14 protein-coding genes and 1 pseudogene are annotated in these 16,538 nt (G+C 38.9%); 10 read left to right on the top strand and 5 right to left on the bottom strand.

All coding sequences use genetic code 11. The annotated features are described in order from the left end of the window. Positions 1 to 7: 7 nt before the first annotated feature. Positions 8 to 736 carry a tRNA (N6-threonylcarbamoyladenosine(37)-N6)-methyltransferase TrmO gene (tsaA, locus tag HMPREF0014_RS15365; protein ID WP_004886212.1) on the top strand — a complete coding sequence of 243 codons (729 nt, stop codon included), beginning with the start codon at positions 8 to 10 and terminating at the stop codon, positions 734 to 736. Between the two features lie 10 nt (positions 737 to 746). Here the strand turns inward: tsaA and HMPREF0014_RS15360 are convergent, their stop codons facing one another. Continuing rightward, positions 747 to 2,015: a DUF4010 domain-containing protein gene (locus HMPREF0014_RS15360; protein ID WP_004886215.1), complete on the bottom strand. Its 1,269-nt coding sequence runs from the start codon at positions 2,013 to 2,015 to the stop codon at positions 747 to 749. Between the two features lie 288 nt (positions 2,016 to 2,303). Between HMPREF0014_RS15360 and HMPREF0014_RS15355 the strand changes: the two genes are divergently transcribed. The 4 genes from HMPREF0014_RS15355 (at position 2,304) to HMPREF0014_RS15340 (ending at position 6,609) form a co-directional block, all read left to right on the top strand. Continuing rightward, positions 2,304 to 4,061, top strand: a complete 1,758-nt coding sequence (locus HMPREF0014_RS15355; protein WP_004886218.1) for a GspE/PulE family protein — start codon at positions 2,304 to 2,306, stop codon at positions 4,059 to 4,061. A 75-nt stretch (positions 4,062 to 4,136) separates the two neighbouring features. Next, positions 4,137 to 4,487: a NirD/YgiW/YdeI family stress tolerance protein gene (locus HMPREF0014_RS15350; RefSeq protein WP_002049212.1), complete on the top strand. Its 351-nt coding sequence runs from the start codon at positions 4,137 to 4,139 to the stop codon at positions 4,485 to 4,487. Between the two features lie 104 nt (positions 4,488 to 4,591). Further along, positions 4,592 to 5,254, top strand: a complete 663-nt coding sequence (locus HMPREF0014_RS15345; RefSeq protein WP_004886221.1) for a response regulator transcription factor — start codon at positions 4,592 to 4,594, stop codon at positions 5,252 to 5,254. Then, complete coding sequence (locus HMPREF0014_RS15340) at positions 5,251 to 6,609, top strand: ATP-binding protein (protein ID WP_004886224.1); 1,359 nt, start codon at positions 5,251 to 5,253, stop codon at positions 6,607 to 6,609. Before HMPREF0014_RS15345 ends, HMPREF0014_RS15340 begins: the two co-directional genes overlap by 4 nt. A 65-nt stretch (positions 6,610 to 6,674) precedes the next feature. On the opposite strand, the gene HMPREF0014_RS15335 is transcribed toward HMPREF0014_RS15340, so the two are convergent. Continuing rightward, on the bottom strand, positions 6,675 to 6,845 hold the full coding sequence (locus tag HMPREF0014_RS15335) for a hemin uptake protein HemP (RefSeq protein WP_000993415.1): 171 nt from the start codon (positions 6,843 to 6,845) through the stop codon (positions 6,675 to 6,677). Between the two features lie 136 nt (positions 6,846 to 6,981). Here HMPREF0014_RS15335 and HMPREF0014_RS15330 point away from each other — a divergent pair, with 136 nt between their 5' ends. Beyond that, positions 6,982 to 7,884, top strand: a complete 903-nt coding sequence (locus tag HMPREF0014_RS15330) for an NUDIX domain-containing protein (protein ID WP_004886228.1) — start codon at positions 6,982 to 6,984, stop codon at positions 7,882 to 7,884. A gap of 22 nt (positions 7,885 to 7,906) precedes the next feature. Here HMPREF0014_RS15330 and HMPREF0014_RS15325 read toward each other — a convergent pair whose 3' ends face one another. Together HMPREF0014_RS15325 and mrcB are read right to left on the bottom strand one after the other, a co-directional pair. Continuing rightward, the gene (locus HMPREF0014_RS15325) at positions 7,907 to 8,458 is read right to left on the bottom strand and encodes a tetratricopeptide repeat protein (protein WP_004886233.1); all 552 of its coding nucleotides are present in this window, start codon (positions 8,456 to 8,458) and stop codon (positions 7,907 to 7,909) included. Positions 8,459 to 8,478: 20 nt separating this feature from the next. Continuing rightward, complete coding sequence (mrcB, locus tag HMPREF0014_RS15320) at positions 8,479 to 10,875, bottom strand: penicillin-binding protein 1B (protein WP_004886236.1); 2,397 nt, start codon at positions 10,873 to 10,875, stop codon at positions 8,479 to 8,481. 185 nt (positions 10,876 to 11,060) lie between these two features. Here mrcB and HMPREF0014_RS15315 point away from each other — a divergent pair, with 185 nt between their 5' ends. Both HMPREF0014_RS15315 and HMPREF0014_RS15310 read left to right on the top strand, forming a co-directional pair. After that, entirely contained in the window at positions 11,061 to 11,969 is a 909-nt protein-coding gene (locus HMPREF0014_RS15315) for an NAD(+) kinase (RefSeq protein ID WP_002049094.1), read from the top strand. Next, positions 11,966 to 12,238 carry a YeaC family protein gene (locus HMPREF0014_RS15310; protein WP_003650690.1) on the top strand — a complete coding sequence of 91 codons (273 nt, stop codon included), beginning with the start codon at positions 11,966 to 11,968 and terminating at the stop codon, positions 12,236 to 12,238. The genes HMPREF0014_RS15315 and HMPREF0014_RS15310 overlap by 4 nt, the downstream gene beginning before the upstream one ends. Before the next feature lie 211 nt (positions 12,239 to 12,449). Here HMPREF0014_RS15310 and HMPREF0014_RS15305 read toward each other — a convergent pair whose 3' ends face one another. After that, a complete protein-coding gene (locus HMPREF0014_RS15305; RefSeq protein ID WP_004886239.1) occupies positions 12,450 to 13,454 on the bottom strand; it encodes a glycosyl transferase family protein in 1,005 nt (334 codons plus the stop codon). Positions 13,455 to 13,952: 498 nt separating this feature from the next. Here HMPREF0014_RS15305 and HMPREF0014_RS15300 point away from each other — a divergent pair, with 498 nt between their 5' ends. Together HMPREF0014_RS15300 and HMPREF0014_RS15295 are read left to right on the top strand one after the other, a co-directional pair. Beyond that, on the top strand, positions 13,953 to 15,308 hold the full coding sequence (locus tag HMPREF0014_RS15300) for a dicarboxylate/amino acid:cation symporter (protein WP_002049312.1): 1,356 nt from the start codon (positions 13,953 to 13,955) through the stop codon (positions 15,306 to 15,308). A gap of 159 nt (positions 15,309 to 15,467) precedes the next feature. Further along, positions 15,468 to 16,442: pseudogene (locus HMPREF0014_RS15295) on the top strand (acyl-CoA dehydrogenase family protein); the annotation flags it as partial. Between the last annotated feature and the right edge of the window lie 96 nt (positions 16,443 to 16,538).

Raw genomic sequence — 16,538 nt, 5'->3', positions numbered from 1 at the left:
AGTGATGATGAATTCTGTCACCCTCCCAATAGTCGGGCACATGTGCTCACCTTTTCGAGAAAAATTTGGTATTCCACGTCAGCCTAATTTGGTTAATATCGAATCTTATATCGAGATGGTAGAACCTTATAACGACTTGTTGGCTTTTGAGGGAATCGAACAATTTAGTCATCTTTGGCTCATTTGGCAGTTTCATGACAATAAAAATCAGGAGAATGCAACTAAATTCCGGCCTCAAGTTCGCCCACCACGTTTAGGGGGCAATGAAAAAATTGGTGTGTTTGCAACACGCAGTATGTATCGTCCAGCGCCTGTGGGTTTATCTGTAGTACGTTTAAAAAAGATTGAAAAAGTCGGTAAGTCATTAAGAGTGTACGTTACAGGCAGTGATTTATTAAATGGCACGCCAATTTTAGATATTAAACCTTATATTCAATATTCAGATGCCATTGTTGATGCTCAAAGTGGTTATGCGCAGGCTGAACCCGAACGAAAGTCGGTCATATGGTCGGAAACTGCACTCACTACCCAGCAATATCTTTTAAAGAATAAAAAAATTAATACGCAATATCTTGATGAATTAGAACAAGTATTGACGTTAGACCCTAGACCTGCCTATCAAGAAGACCCTGAACGAGTCTATAAAATGAAATTTTCGAATTTTGATATTCATTTTAAAGTGAATGGCAATGTCATTACAGTTATTGCTATGGTGAAAGATAAATCGCTTATCTAATAAAGCCGTTTTAGAACCAATGTAGGTTCATCCATAGCAAGCTAATAAATATTGTCATATGCAAAATTTGGGCAGGAATAAAAGCAAGGGCATAACGCATTCCACCAGAAATAGCCGAGTTAATGCTTTTAGCAATCGCATGGACAGCGAAGCCGCTCATGAAAGCAATGAGTAGTGAGGTATGAGCGTTATTCGGTTCTCCTTGTACAATTACTGCTGCAATAGCTGCATGTATTTCAAACAAAGATGCGAGTAAGGTCCCTGCGATTAAGCCCGCATCTCCCAAATATAGACTTAGACCATAAACGCCTGCCTGAATGAGGGTAAGTGTCCCTGCAATAATAATCGCTTCTTTTAAGCTAAACATTCTGGAATCTAGCTCGGGTGTAGTCGTACTTGGCTCTGCCTTGCGTAATATAATGAAAGCCCATACCGCTAAAAAAGCCAATGCAATGAGTGTTGGAAATATAATGAATTTGAACCATGCCAAACTTATACCGACGACAATAATTAAGGTTTGTACCAATGTGGAAACACATGACATTAATGCTGCACCTGCATTTGTCTTGGCATTTGCACGACCAGAGCGTACTTCCAAGCCCAGACTCGCGATAGTGGCGGTACTTGAAACAAAACCTGATGCTAAAGAAGAGAGTAATAAAGCATTTTTAGAAGATAAAAGCCGCTTTGCAATATGTGCGAGGGCTTGCACAAATAAAATCAACGTCAGTAACTTTAAAATCACATGAGGGTTTAGAACGGGGCCCCAAAAAGGTTTATTGGGGACTAAGGGTAAGGCAATTAAAAGTAATGCCAGTAAAAAAATCCCGTCGCGCAATTCTGATTCGGTAATCCATTGACTGGCTATGCCATGCATAGATTGTTTTGCCAATAAGATAATCGTTATGATGACGGCAAGTCCTGCAGCCAGCGAAATATTCCAAATACAAAGCGCCCCGATGAAGTAAGTTATAATAAAGGCAAGTTCTGTGGTGACACCAGGATCATTAGGCTGATTTTTAAGAGAGACAATACTGATCGCGCCTATAAGTAGAGCACCTACAATTCCAATTTCAGTACCAAATAAAAAGCATATTGCTCCGAGTAGTGAGCTAATTGCAAATGATCGAAAACCTGCGAAAGTTTTATATTCGTGTTTTAACTTACTTCGTTCGCGCTCCAGACCAATTAATAACCCGCAGCCCAATGCAGCAGCAATGATAGTGATAAATTCTTCAAATGATGCAGTTTGTAATGACATTGTCATTGGAAGATTCATAATACTTCCTCTTAGGTTTATTGTTATATGTAGATGTCAGTCATTTTTAAATCATATATTCATGTCCAGTTTATGCTTTTTATTGTATTGAGCCTAGTCTCTTTTTTAATCAAACTATCATAATAAATATCTTTATAAATATGATCTATGACACAAAAAAAATCTAAGTTGAGAATTGGTTTAATTATTTGAAGTTAAAAGATATTTAAAAGCTAAATTTGAAGATTTCTAGACCAGTTAAATCTAAAACATCTCTGCTATATTATAAAAATATATTGGGGATAACACATGAATGCACATGTAGAAATAGACGCACATTGGTGTCTGGAACAACTATTACAAGAAGGCCGCATTACTGAACGGGACAAATTACTGGTACAAACGACAAATAGACAAAAAGATCAATTGAAATGGCATCCATTACAGTGGATTGCACATTTTAATTTAAAAGACCAACAGCACGTACAAGCACATTTAAGTCTAAACCGCCTGTGCCAATGGTTTGCCGATCGGGCGCAATTACCTTTATTTGTGATTGATCCTTTAAAAGCAGATGTAAGCGCTTTAACTCAAGTCATGTCACAAGAGTTTGCAATTCGAAACCATATTTTAGCTGTAGAAGTCCATGCAGACCGAATTGTGATTGGTACAGACCAGCCTTTTAAAACAGATTGGTTAAACAATTTGGAAAGAAGCCTGGCACCGAAGAAAATTGAACGGGTATTGCTTAATCCCGAACAGTTGCAACGTTATTTGCGAGAATATTATCAGGTTAGCCGTGCGGTAAATTCAGCTCAGAAAGATGCTGCCCATGACCGTGATAACAAAGGGGTAGAAGCACTTTTACAGCTTGGTGATACACAGAATCCTGATGCCAATGATCAGCATATTGTGAAATTGGTCGACTGGATTTTACAGTTTGCATTTGAACAAAGCGCCAGTGACATTCATATGGAACCGCGTAAAGACAATGGCAAAGTTCGGTTCCGTATTGATGGTGTTTTACATACCATTTATAACATGCCCTCAAATACACTGACTGCCGTGATTTCCCGAATTAAAATTTTAGGGCGATTAAATGTAGCGGAAAAACGTAAACCGCAAGATGGTCGGTTAAAAACACGCACACCGAAAGGGCAAGAAACCGAGCTCCGTTTATCTACCTTACCAACAGCGTTTGGTGAAAAACTGGTTATGCGTATTTTTGATCCAGATGTACTGGTACGTTCCTTTCAGCAATTGGGTTTTGACCAGTCATTGTTGCAACAATGGCAGCGTATTACACAAAATAGTCACGGCATTATTTTGGTTACTGGTCCAACAGGTTCTGGTAAAACCACAACGCTATATTCTTCTTTAAAGCAGCTTGCAACCGAGCAGGTCAATGTCTGTACCATTGAAGACCCGATAGAAATGCTAGAGCCTAGTTTTAACCAAATGCAGGTCAATAATGCAATTGAGCTGGGCTTTGCTGATGGTGTGCGTGCCCTGATGCGTCAAGACCCAGACATTATTATGATTGGGGAAATTCGTGACCAAGATACTGCAAATATGGCCATTCAGGCAGCACTCACAGGTCATTTGGTTTTATCAACTTTACATACCAATGATGCGCCGTCTAGTTTGACGCGTTTACATGATTTGGGTGTGCAACCTTTTTTAACAGCAGCGACTATTTTAGGGGTATTGGCTCAGCGTTTAGTGCGACGACTTTGCCCGCACTGCAAACAAGAAACTCATATAAATGAGGAAGAATGGCAGCATCTAACATTTGACTATATTATGGAAATGCCCGAAAAAGTTTATCAAGCAGTAGGGTGTGAACAATGCCGACATACGGGCTATAAAGGTCGAGTTGGTATTTATGAGTTTATGCCAGTTAGTCTTGAGCTTAAGCATCTTATTAGCAGCCATGCGACATTAAATGAACTACGAAGCCAAACCAAAAAAGAAAGTGTAGAGCCTTTGAGAATTGCGGGAGCACATAAAGTCATTGAAGGGCTTACCACTTTAGAAGAGGTATTAAGAGTTGTTCCATTAAACTAAACTTTTCTTAAGATTCACCTCATTTATGCTTGTTTTACTGATGTCATTCCAAGATGTAATCAAATAGGTGATTTTATGAAAGCATTTAAAGTGATCTTGATGACAGCGCTTACTGGTATAGCGCTAGCTCCTATATCTATGAGTCAAGCAGCGGCTATATCTGCAACGGTCACTACTGTTAAGCAAGCATTAACGGCAAAAGACGATACGCCTGTAAAACTACATGGACAAGTCGTGAAATCTATTGGAGATGAGAAATATCAGTTCCGAGATAAAACAGGTACTATCACTATTAATGTAGATGATGAGCTTTGGCAAGGTCATCCTATTTCCCCAACAACTAATATTGGTTTAGTTGGTGAAGTAGATATAGACTTTAAACCCTCAAAACATGTAGAAATTGATGTAGAACAAATCCAGTTTTAAGCATTGGACTTTACTTATAATATTTATAGCCGCACTGATGATGCGGCTTTGCTTTTTTAATAAAGGCTTGGCAAGATCAAGACAGAATATAACAGGAAAAATAGATGAGAATTTTGCTTGCAGAAGATGATCGCTCTCAAGCGGAAAGTATTCAATCTTGGTTAGAGTTAGATGGCTATCAAGTCGATTGGGTCGAAAGAGGTGATTATGCCCTTACTGCGATTGAGCAGCATGACTATGATTGTATTTTACTTGATCGAGGTTTACCTCAACTGGCAGGTGAAAAAGTCTTAACAACAATCCGTTATAAACAAAAAAATGTACCTGTCATTTTTATTACAGCACGTGACAGCATTCATGACCGGGTAGAGGGACTAGATTTAGGCGCAAATGACTACTTGATTAAACCTTTTAGCCTAGAAGAGTTATCTGCCCGAATCCGTGCTCAATTACGTAATCAAACTTTAAGTCAGCAATCGATTCTAATATGGGGAGATTTACATCTCGATACTCAAGCAAAAGTTGTATCGTTGGCCGGAAATCCCATTGATTTAACAGCGAAAGAGTTCCAAATTTTACGTAAGCTCATGGTTCATCCTGAACATATTATTACTCGGGATCAATTAGAAGAAGCGCTCTATGCATGGGGGGACGAGATTGAAAGTAATGCAATAGAGGTTTTTATCTATCAACTTCGAAAAAAAATCGGCAGTAGCAGTATTAAAACCATACGGGGACTAGGCTACCGTATGGGAGATTTAAAATGAAAACGAATCGCTCCTCTTTGCAGTCTCAACTGGTTAAAACCACTATGTGGAGCAGTATCGTGGTGGGGCTGCTCGCTTTAAGCTTGCTTACCATATTTTCGATTTATCACAACATGTCAGTGCAAGATGAAATCATGGATGAAATTTCAGATACCTTATTGGTTTCTGATCTCTCTAAACATTCTATGAGACAATTTGACGAGCTCAGTGATGAGTTTGATATTCAGTATGAATTATTAAATTCTGGTCAATTGCTTACTCATTCTCATACTTACCAACATGAACTTTTTGAACAAGGCAATTTATCAAACGGTTTTTCATATTTTTGGTTTGATGGTCAATTATGGCGTAGTCTGGCCGCACAACAAAAAGATTCAGAGCTGCAAGTTGAGGTTTTTCAACCCATGAGTACTCGTGTTGAAGAGGTACTCAAAGCACTCGCTGGATATAGTGGTCTTATGGTTTTGTTCTGGCTACTACAATGGGTCATTGTAAGTTGGCGTACCGAACAACAATTGGCGGCTCTCAATCTACTCTCTAAACGTATTGCTCAAAAAACCGCATCAAATTTAGAACCGATTCAAGACCCAGATGTCATTACAGAAATTCAACCCGTCATAGATGCATTAAACCAGTTACTTGCAAGGCTCCAAAGGGCACTCGTTGCTGAACAGCGATTTACCGCAGATGCATCACATGAGTTACGTTCACCTTTATCTGCCATACAAATGCGTCTGCAAGTTTTACAACGTAAATATCAGCATATTCCAGAGCTTGATCAAGACTTTGAACGCATCCAAGAAGACGTTTCAAGAAGTACCAAAATTCTTGAAAATTTACTGCTTCTTGCTCGTTTGGAACCTAATGAAATAGAACAACCAGAACTCTTTAAGAGTGTGATTGATTTAAACCATCTATTGGCTCGAGTAATTGAAACTGTAAGCATGGATGCACAAGCCAAACAAATGATGATTGAGACAAATATTTTGTCAAATGAAACCAAAATATTTGCAAATGAAGAATTACTTTTCATTGCTTTTAGAAATCTGTTTGATAATGCTATTCGCTATAGTCCTATGTTGGGTTTTATTCATGTTGAGCTCAGTCATGATCAGCAACAATTAAAAATTTCTATAGAAGACACTGGAAATGGCGTAGATGATGAAGTTTTAAGACGTCTAGGACAGCGTTTTTTTCGTGTATTAGGTACGCAGCAACAAGGCTCAGGATTAGGTCTATCAATTACTAAGAAAATTATTCAACTCCATGGTGGGGAACTACAATTTATGCATGCAAACCAAGGTGGTTTAAAAGTTGAGGTGACATTGCCTTTTAATCATGAAATACAAAAATAGCATGGTTGCCCATGCTATCCATTTTTTGTTTTCCCACGAATATTATTGAAACGCGAGGGTAGTTCTTATTTAGTTAAAATGAGACGGTTATTACGAGTAAGGCGTAGTCGGTATTCCTCGCCAGCATGCATAATTCGAATTTCACGACCTAATGCAAATAGGTTGTTAGAATGCAGCATTGGTAAGGCATGAGCTGAGTCAGTGTTACGAGTAAATAAGCTAAAAGGTGCGTTCATTTGTTGTGCTCCGTGGTATATTCTTGAACGATTTAAATGATAATCATTATCGAATAGATCTGTCAATGAGATTTTAAAGAATTTATAAATTGATAAAATTTGCTTACACTTGGGAAAAATTTGAGTGAGTAGAAAAATGCCTAAACCGATAGTCGATGTCGCAATAGCTATCTTAATTCATCGCGGAAAAATATTAGTTGGATGGCGTGGTGAACAGCAGCATCAAGGTGGAAAGCATGAGTTTCCAGGAGGAAAGGTTGAGCAGGGTGAAACGCCTGAAGAAGCATGCCGCCGTGAAATTTATGAAGAAGTCGGTATTGGTTTAAAAGATTGGCATCAGTTTGATTATATTCACCATGAATATGATGACATTATCGTCAACCTTCATTTGTTCCATAGCTATGTACCTGATGAATTATTAAATCTTATTCATCAGCCTTGGACATGGTATACGCGTGATCAGCTAGTTAACTTAAACTTCCCGAAAGCCAACAAAGATATTATTAAAAGATTGTATTGGCCACATTTTATTAAAATTAGCGCTACGCTCACACTACCCGAAAATGATGAAACTTTAGTGTATTGGCGCAGTGAAAAAGATAATGTTAGTGAGGATGATCTAGAAAAATTAGCTCTTTTAGATACAAATCAGCTTTCAAAATTAATCATGAATGTCGATGTTTGGCACAAACTAAAACCTGATTTAAAAAGCCGTATAAGAACAGTACATCTTAAACAGTCTCAATTAATGAGTTTGCATAAAGGCGACTTAGAAGTGGGAGTACGTTTTATTGCTGCTTGCCACGATGCGGTTTCTTTACAGCATGCTCAGCAAATTGGTTGTGATGCTGTTTTTGTAAGCCCTGTCAAAGTAACAGAGACCCATCCTGACGCTATCGCATTAGGGTGGGATCGTTTTGCTGACTTAATTGACAAATGCCAGATTCCCGTCTTTGCTTTAGGGGGCATGAGTCCTGATGATTTAGCCACAGCACAGCAATATGGTGCGTATGGCTTGGCAGGTATTCGTAATTTTTAAAAAGACATAAAAGCATTAAAAGCTAGAGCGCTTTTAATGCTTGCTGAGCTTCCTGAACAGTTTTTGGGTTATTACGTTGTTGACCCGCTTTTAAAATGGTTAGCCAAAGCTGTTTTTTCATCGCTTGGCTCTGAGCAAAGCTTAAACCACGTCTTGCAAGAGACTCAGCATTAGCATATTGCTGTTTATGATTTGCAGTCAGTGCAAGAAATAAATAAGTCTCGGCGGCCTGTGGAGCTAAACGCTGGGCTTGAAGGGCGTAGCGCTCTGCATCTGACCATTGCTGGTTTTTGTAAGCTTGCTCAGTTTTTTGCATTAAAGTTTTAAAAGCTGGTAACTGGCTTCCATCCTCATTAAAGCGTTGGGGCTTTTTCTGCTGAGGAACAATCACCTGTAAACTTTTACGTTGAATATCTGGATGATCATAGGGTGTAATTTTTACACCAGATGGTGTCTCAGCATTCTTTTTCTCAGTAACAGGTGGTGTTTTCTCTTTTGGAGTTGAATGATCCGGTAAAGTTGTACAGCCGACCATAAGTACAGCACCAATATAAAAAACACCTTTCTTTAACATATCCTGTTTCCTGTTAATGCTTAGTTGTTATAACTACCACTAGAAATCACTCGTGTGTTATTCGACAGATCTTGTTCCATCTGGCTTTCACTCTCACGAATATAGCTATCGCTATTATCCGGTTGAGAAGCTGGTGCTGTGTTATCACTTTGTGGTGCGTATGTTGGATCAACTTGATAATACGGTGCTCCACATGGCGTAGCACGATGCGGAACCGTATGTGTCAGCATAGGGATATACATCGCGCCAGCACAAGCTTGTGCTGATAAATCACCTGTTGCATGGTCAATCCATTGCCACTGTACCGTGTCTGGCTGACGTAGATTTACTGGTGTTTGACGTAATTGTTTCATCACATTAATCCACACTGGTAATGCACCAGATGAACCTGTTAAGCCAGTTACTTTGTTGTCATCTAGACCTAACCATACTACAGCGACATGGTTCCCCGAATAACCAGCAAACCATGAGTCACGTGTATCGTTAGTTGTACCTGATTTACCAGCCAATTTTAAAGTAGGAGGTAAGCTGTTATACGCTGTGCGGCCCGTACCTGATGACATGACCTGTTGTAGGCCATAGTTCATGATATAGCCAACCGAAGGGTCAATGGTTTGTTGTACGTTTAAACCATAACGATCAAGTAAACGGCCATTTGCATCTACCACAGAACGAATCGCACGAGTTGGATATTTGAAACCACCTGTAGCGAAGTTTTCATAAATACCGAGTACTTCCATTGGTGACATATTAACTGCACCAAGGAAAATAGAAGGGTAGGCTGGAATTGGTGATTCAACACCAAATTTTCTTAAGTTGTTGGTAAAAGTAGATAACCCAAATTCTTGACCTAGACGAACTGCAGATAGGTTGTAAGAGTTTGCTAAGGCTTCACTTAAACTTACAACGCCATGACCACCGCCACTATAGTTTTTCGGTGTCCAGCTTTTACCGCCATCTACAGGAATGCTAATAGGAGCATCTTCGATCTTACTTGCCCAGTTATAACGTCCAGACTCAATTGCACTTAAATAAATAACTGGCTTCAATAAAGAACCGACTTGACGTTTTGCATCTAAAGCACGGTTAAAGCCAGTAAAATCTTGAGTTGAGCCAACGGCTGCAATCAACTCACCGTTTTCAGGATGTGCAATCAGTACCGCACCTTGCAAGTTTTTCAAGCGGGCAGGGTTACTTTGAGTAAGACGTTCTACAGATGCTTTAAATGCATCTTGAACCTGAGTTTGTGCAATTGGGTCCAAGGTCGTAAAAATACGTAATCCTTGATTAGTTAAATCGCTTTCTTGATATTCGGTACGTAACTGACGGCGCACAATATCTAGGAAATCAGGGAATTTTGCAGGACCTAAGCTTGGCTTGCTGAGAACACCTAAAGGACGTGCAATTTCAGTTTCATATTCGGCTTGAGTTAAATAACCCATTACACGCATGTTATTCAATACTGTATCGCGACGATTTTTTGCTCCTTCAGGGTTTTTCCAAGGGTTATATAAAGATGGCCCTTGAACTAAACCGACTAAATAAGCTTGTTGCGCGACATTAAGTTCCCGAAGTGGTAAACCAAAATAAAACTGCGAAGCCAAGCCATAACCATTAATTGAATAGTTACCATTTTGGCCTAAATTTACTTCATTTAAATAAGCTTCTAAAATTTCATCTTTGCTGTAATGAAGCTCAATAAGTAAAGCCATTAATGCTTCATTAACTTTACGCTTTAATGTACGTTCAGGGGTTAGATAGAAATTTTTGACTAACTGTTGTGTCAGGGTTGAACCACCTTGGCGACGTCCTCCAGTGACATTACTTACCAAAGCACGTGCTGTACCACGAATTGAAATACCGTGGTGATGGTAGAAATTACGGTCTTCTGTAGAAATTAAAGCTTCAATGAGTGGTTTAGGAACATTATTGAGTTTGATCAGAACACGGTCTTCATTATGCTGAGGATAGATTCCCCCAATCAGTAAAGGTTCTAAACGAGCCACACCTGTTGAAGAAGGTTTTGTACTGCGTACCTCTGCAACTTGGTCGTTTGCAAAGCTAAGTTCTAAAACTTGTTCCGGTTCTACGCTATCACCATAGTCAAAACCGCGTGTATGTACATACATGTTGCTGCCTTGAGCAACGAAGGTTCCAGACTTGTCATAATTACTTGAAGTTTTGTAACCTAATAATTTTAATTCTTGGGTAAAATTTGCTTGAGTAATGGGTGCATTATTATAAATTTCCAAAGGCCGAGCGAACACTTTGGCAGGAATGTCCCAGCGCTGTCCTTCAAATTTTTCACGGATAATATTATCTAAACGAATCAGATAGATACTAAGAGCAATAAAAGCACCAATCACCAATATGGAAAAAATTAGCGCGAAGAAACCGATACCACGTTCAAACTTCATATAAATGAGATAAAACCCTAAACAATACGTTAATGATGCGATAGCTTGTCATCAATTTGCAATGATAAAACTGTGAATAAATGGAAAACTTAGATTGAATTTTACAGCATCTTGTTGTTATGTTTTTTTAAATTAATCAGGTTAATGTTATGATAGCGTAGAATCGCAGCGGAGCTTACTCATTCGTGCAAATTTCACATAAGTCCTTCAGAAACGTCGGGTTAATTGGTCGACCGGATAAATCATCAGTTGTAGAAACACTATGTTTAATTCATGACCATTTGCTAAGTTTAGGCCTAAACCCCATTTTTGATCAGGAAACTGCCGAATTAGTGCCCTATGATCATGCACAAGTTGTTAGTCGTCACTTATTAGGTGAAGTTGCTGATCTGGTGATTGTAGTAGGTGGAGATGGTTCTTTACTTCATGCAGCTAGAGCTTTAGTTCGCTACAATACACCTGTCATTGGTATTAACCGTGGGCGTTTAGGATTTTTAACTGATATTAAGCCTGCGGAAGCTATTTTTAAACTTGATCAGGTATTACAAGGTCATTTCCAACTTGATCGCCGTTTCTTGCTTGAAATGGAAGTACGGACCAATGGTGAAGTCATTTATGATGCAATTGCTTTAAATGACGTTGTACTACACTCAGGTAAGTCGGTACATATGATCGACTTTGAACTTAATATTGATGGTCAATATGTTTACCGTCAGCATAGTGATGGTTTAATTGTTTCGACCCCGACAGGATCAACTGCTTATGCATTGTCAGGTGGTGGTCCAATTTTACATCCGAGTATGGATGCTATTGCATTAGTCCCTATGCACCCCCATACATTATCTTCACGCCCAATCGTAGTTGGTGGGCAAAGTGAAATTAAAATCGTCATTCGCGAAAATCGGGTATTACCGATGGTGAGTGCAGATGGGCAACATAGTGTATCGCTCAATGTTGGTGACAGTTTGCACATCCGCAAACACCCATTTAAATTAAGTTTATTACACCCACCAGGTTATGATTTCTATATGGCTTGTCGTACCAAACTGGGTTGGAACCAAGATTTTGAATCTTTTCAAAGAGATGAATCATGAATATTGAACAAATGCTATCTGTTTTAAACCCTGAAATTGTAGAGCGTTTAAAAACAGCAGTAGAAATTGGTAAATGGCCAAATGGTGTTGTTTTAACGAAAGAGCAGCGCGAAACATGTATGCAAGCCGTGATTGCTTGGGAGTTAAAGAACTTACCGGAAGAACAGCGTAGCGGTTATATTGACCGTGGTACAAAAGAAGAGGGTGAGGTTTGTGAAGATGATCATCACAAGCATGAGCCTGAATTTAAACCGATTCGTTTTGTTTAAAACCGTATTTTAAAACAAAAGAATAAATCCTAGTTAGCATTTGCTATCGCGTCGGCGACATGGATGTCGCCAGTTGAGCAACAGTACATGGAAGTACTGTTTGCTCAACAAAAGATTTTTGTTACTTTTCATCTTTGAAAAGTAAGTATTGCCTATATGTAGCAATATAAGAAAAACATGCTATAGAAGGCTGTATGGTCTTATATTAGTTTTATTGGCTTGAATTACGTGTTTCCCATAACACTTTTGCTTTTTGCATTGCTTCCTCAAAATTAGAAACAACGCCCATGGTATATAACGCAATACCCATAGTTTCTGTTACGGCCATTTCCCCATATTCATGATTTTGCTTTCCAAGCCAGACCGCTTTAAAGGTGGCTAAGTCTAACTCTTCTTCAATTGGGCTACGTTCAGGCGTAAGCTTTGGCAACTCATGCTCATAGAGTTCTCCATTTTTAATTCCGCAAATCAGGGTTTTCGCGTCTGGGTTTCGTTCAAATTCACCGCCTTCACCTTTAATGACTGCACTATTTTGATAGCCTAAGCGAAGCGCACTATGCTGATGAGAAGTTCTGTATGCAGGATGGAATATGGCTTGCAAGGTGGCCTTAGCGCTAAAAGGATTAATGAGGCGGGCTAACGTATGAATAGGCGAGCGTAAACCCATCACATTTCTCAAAGAAATTAAATCACTTAAAACAGGTGAAATTACATCTAATGGTAAGTAAGCAAAATTCTGTTCGGCCAATTGTGTGCGGACTTCTTGTTCAGAATGGCAAATTTTATAATCTAAATATTGCAAAACTTGTTCGGTATAGACCCGGTTAATCGTATGTCCAGAAGCGCCATGCATGACGATTTTATAGCTGTGGTGAGCAAGGGTAAGAGCTGCTAATAAAAACCAAGGGTAATGTTTCCGCTTGCCTGCATAAGATGACCAGTCCAAGTCCACATCTAAAGGTTGAAAATTAAGTTGGTCTTTGGTGGCTTGTACAAAGCCTGCAAGCTCATCAATGGACTCTTCTTTAACACGTAGCAGCATTAAAAAAGCACCCAACTGAACATCAAGAACTTCACCTTTTAAAATCATGGTAAAAGCCTGATAGGCCTCTTCATAACTTAGTGAGCGAGAGCCGGTTTTCCCCTTACCTAAAATACGGACATATTGAGCAAAGGGATGTTCAGCATCTTTATAGATATTACGTTTAGTATTCATGGCAATTCAAAACAGTAAAAATAAGGGGGAGACAGCTCAAAATGAATTGTCTACAAGGACTTATCAATATGACATAAAAAACTGCTGAAAAAATATCAAAAGTGTTTCTCATACTAAAGTCTTAAGGCTGCATGAGTGTTTTTTGTGCGTATTAGCCAAAATTTTAACCGAATTGCTATTTAATTCGAGTAAACTTTCACGTGCTTTTTTGAGCACTCATATCATAATTTTATGTGATTCTCCTATATCTTCAGCTTTTTATTGGAAAAGTAAGAGGTTATTTCTGGCTACTCAAAGTGGTTGGAAACTTCAGGTATTCTCCTGTTTTAGAAAACTGTATTTCGTTTTCATTGAGGTAGTAGGAAGGTTTTTTGTTCCCAAAAAACCGTTTCCCTTTTGCGGTGTTTATGTGAAAGGTTAGGGCTGTGTATTCGTAAAGAATAGACGTTTCATTTTGATATTTCCAACGGACTTGGAAATATAGATTGAAGTAAAGTTATGGCTAAAAAACCGATTTATAAATCACTTTATTTTCAAGTGATTATTGCGATTATTGCGGGTGTTCTGGTTGGGCATTTCTCACCAAGTACAACGCAAATAGTGAATGGTGTTGAACACCATATTCCAGGTTTAGGTGAGCAACTCAAGCCATTAGGTGATGCTTTTATTCGTTTGATTAAAATGATCATCGCACCTGTTATTTTCTGTACAGTGGTCAGTGGTATCGCTGGTATGGAAAGTATGAAGTCAGTGGGTAAAACTGGCGGTGTTGCGTTGTTATACTTCGAGATCGTTTCAACAATCGCACTTCTGATTGGCCTTGTGGTGATTAACATTGCAAAGCCAGGCGTAGGAATGAATATTGATCCTGCGACTCTGGACACTTCAGGTATCCAAAAATACGTCACTTCTGGTGAGTCACAATCTACCGTTGATTTCTTAATGCATATCATCCCAGATACAGTAGTGGGTGCATTTGCAAATGGTGAAATCTTACAGGTCCTTCTTTTTGCAATTCTATTTGGCTTTGCACTGCATAAGTTAGGTGATGCAGGACGTCCGGTATTAAAGTTAATTGATCAAATTGCACATGTGTTCTTTAACATTGTAAATATGATCATGAAGCTTGCTCCACTAGGTGCGTTCGGGGCAATGGCGTTTACTATCGGTAAATATGGTGTGGGTTCACTGGTACAGTTGGGCCAGCTCATCCTCTGTTTCTACATTACCTGTTTATTATTTATTTTCTTGGTATTAGGAACCATCAGCCGTTTGAGTGGATTTAGCATTCTTAAAATGGTGCGTTTGATTCGTGAAGAACTTTTAATTGTACTTGGTACATCTTCTTCTGAGTCAGTTCTACCACGTATGCTACGTAAGCTTGAAATCGCAGGTTGTGAAAAGTCTGTGGTTGGTTTAGTCATCCCAACAGGTTATTCATTTAACCTCGATGGTACTTCAATTTATTTGACCATGGCTGCAATCTTTATTGCTCAGGCAACAAATACACAGCTTGATATCCAGCATCAAATTACTTTGCTATTGGTACTTTTAATTTCATCTAAAGGTGCGGCGGGTGTAACGGGTTCTGGTTTTATTGTTATGGCTGCAACTTTATCTGCTGTTGGTCATATACCAGTTGCAGGTTTGGCATTGATTTTAGGTATTGACCGTTTCATGTCAGAAGCTCGTGCTTTAACGAACCTTGTTGGTAACTCTTTAGCAACGATTGTGGTTGCGAAATGGGTTGGTGCATTAGATAAAGATAAACTAAATGATGCACTGAATAATCCCGATGAAGTAGATAGAAAAATGCTTGAGCAAAAAAGTGTAATTGCTGAGGCATCTCACTAATCATTTATCGTAATAAAAAAGGAGGCTAAGCTTCCTTTTTTATTGGCTGACTGAAAAGTACAGTTTAAATGAGCAGCTATGCCATGACAGTAACTAAAAAAATGATTAGCATGCACAGCAATGAGATTCGATAAAACAATAAAGCCGAAGGAAAATATTATGTTGGCATATGATGCAGATTTAGAATTATTCCGTGATAATTTTAAACGTTTTATGAATGAGCATATTGCTCCACATTACGACCAATGGGAACGTGAAGGAATTATGCCGCGTTCAGTGTGGAATCAACTGGGCGAAAATGGCTTTCTATGTGTGGATGTCCCAGAAGAATATGGCGGTTATGGGGTTCCAACTTACTATTCATTAATGTTAGTTGAAGAGTCTGCTCGAGCTGGTTTTTGTGCATTATCAACTGCTATTTCATGTCACTCTGAAATTGCTGCACCTTATATTTTACATATTGGTACAGAAGAGCAAAAACAATATTGGTTGCCGAAAATGGTAACTGGTGAAGTGGTTGGGGCAATTGGTATGACTGAACCGGGTGCTGGTTCAGACTTACAATCAATGCGTACGAGCGCCATTTTGCAAGATGACCATTATTTACTAAATGGATCAAAAACATTTATTTCAAATGGTCAACATGCTGACCTTGTGGTGCTTGCAGTAAAAACCGATCCTCAAGCGCGTGCGAAAGGGGTGTCATTATTATTGGCAGATACTCATCTGGAAGGCTTTAAGAAAGGTACCAACCTAGACAAAATCGGTCTGCATTCTCAAGATACTTCTGAGCTATTTTTTGACAATGTTAAGGTTCCTAAAAACCAGTTACTCGGTCAAGCTGGACAAGGCTTTGCTTATTTAATGCAAGAGTTACCGCGAGAACGTACCGCTATTGCATCTACCGCAATTGGAGCTATTCGTGGTGCAATTGATTTAGCAACGGCTTATGTAAAAGAACGTCATGCATTTGGTCAGCCTATTTCTCAATTCCAAAATACGCGTTTTGTTTTAGCTCAAGCAAAAATTGATGAGCTTGCTACTACTGCTTTTTATGAGAGAAACGTTGCTTTATATCAAGAAGGTAAACTTGATGTTGAAACGGCTGCAGCACTGAAAAGTTTTAGTACAGATAGGCTTTGTTGCATAAACATTCAAAAGCTGAGTTCTCCCCAATCCATTCAAATTTAAGACACAACTTGGGTGCGAGGTCTACCTAATTCCGTAAAT

This window comes from Acinetobacter sp. RUH 2624, assembly GCF_000162375.2.
GTDB lineage: Bacteria > Pseudomonadota > Gammaproteobacteria > Pseudomonadales > Moraxellaceae > Acinetobacter > Acinetobacter nosocomialis.
This window is presented reverse-complemented; position numbering and strand designations above follow the sequence as displayed.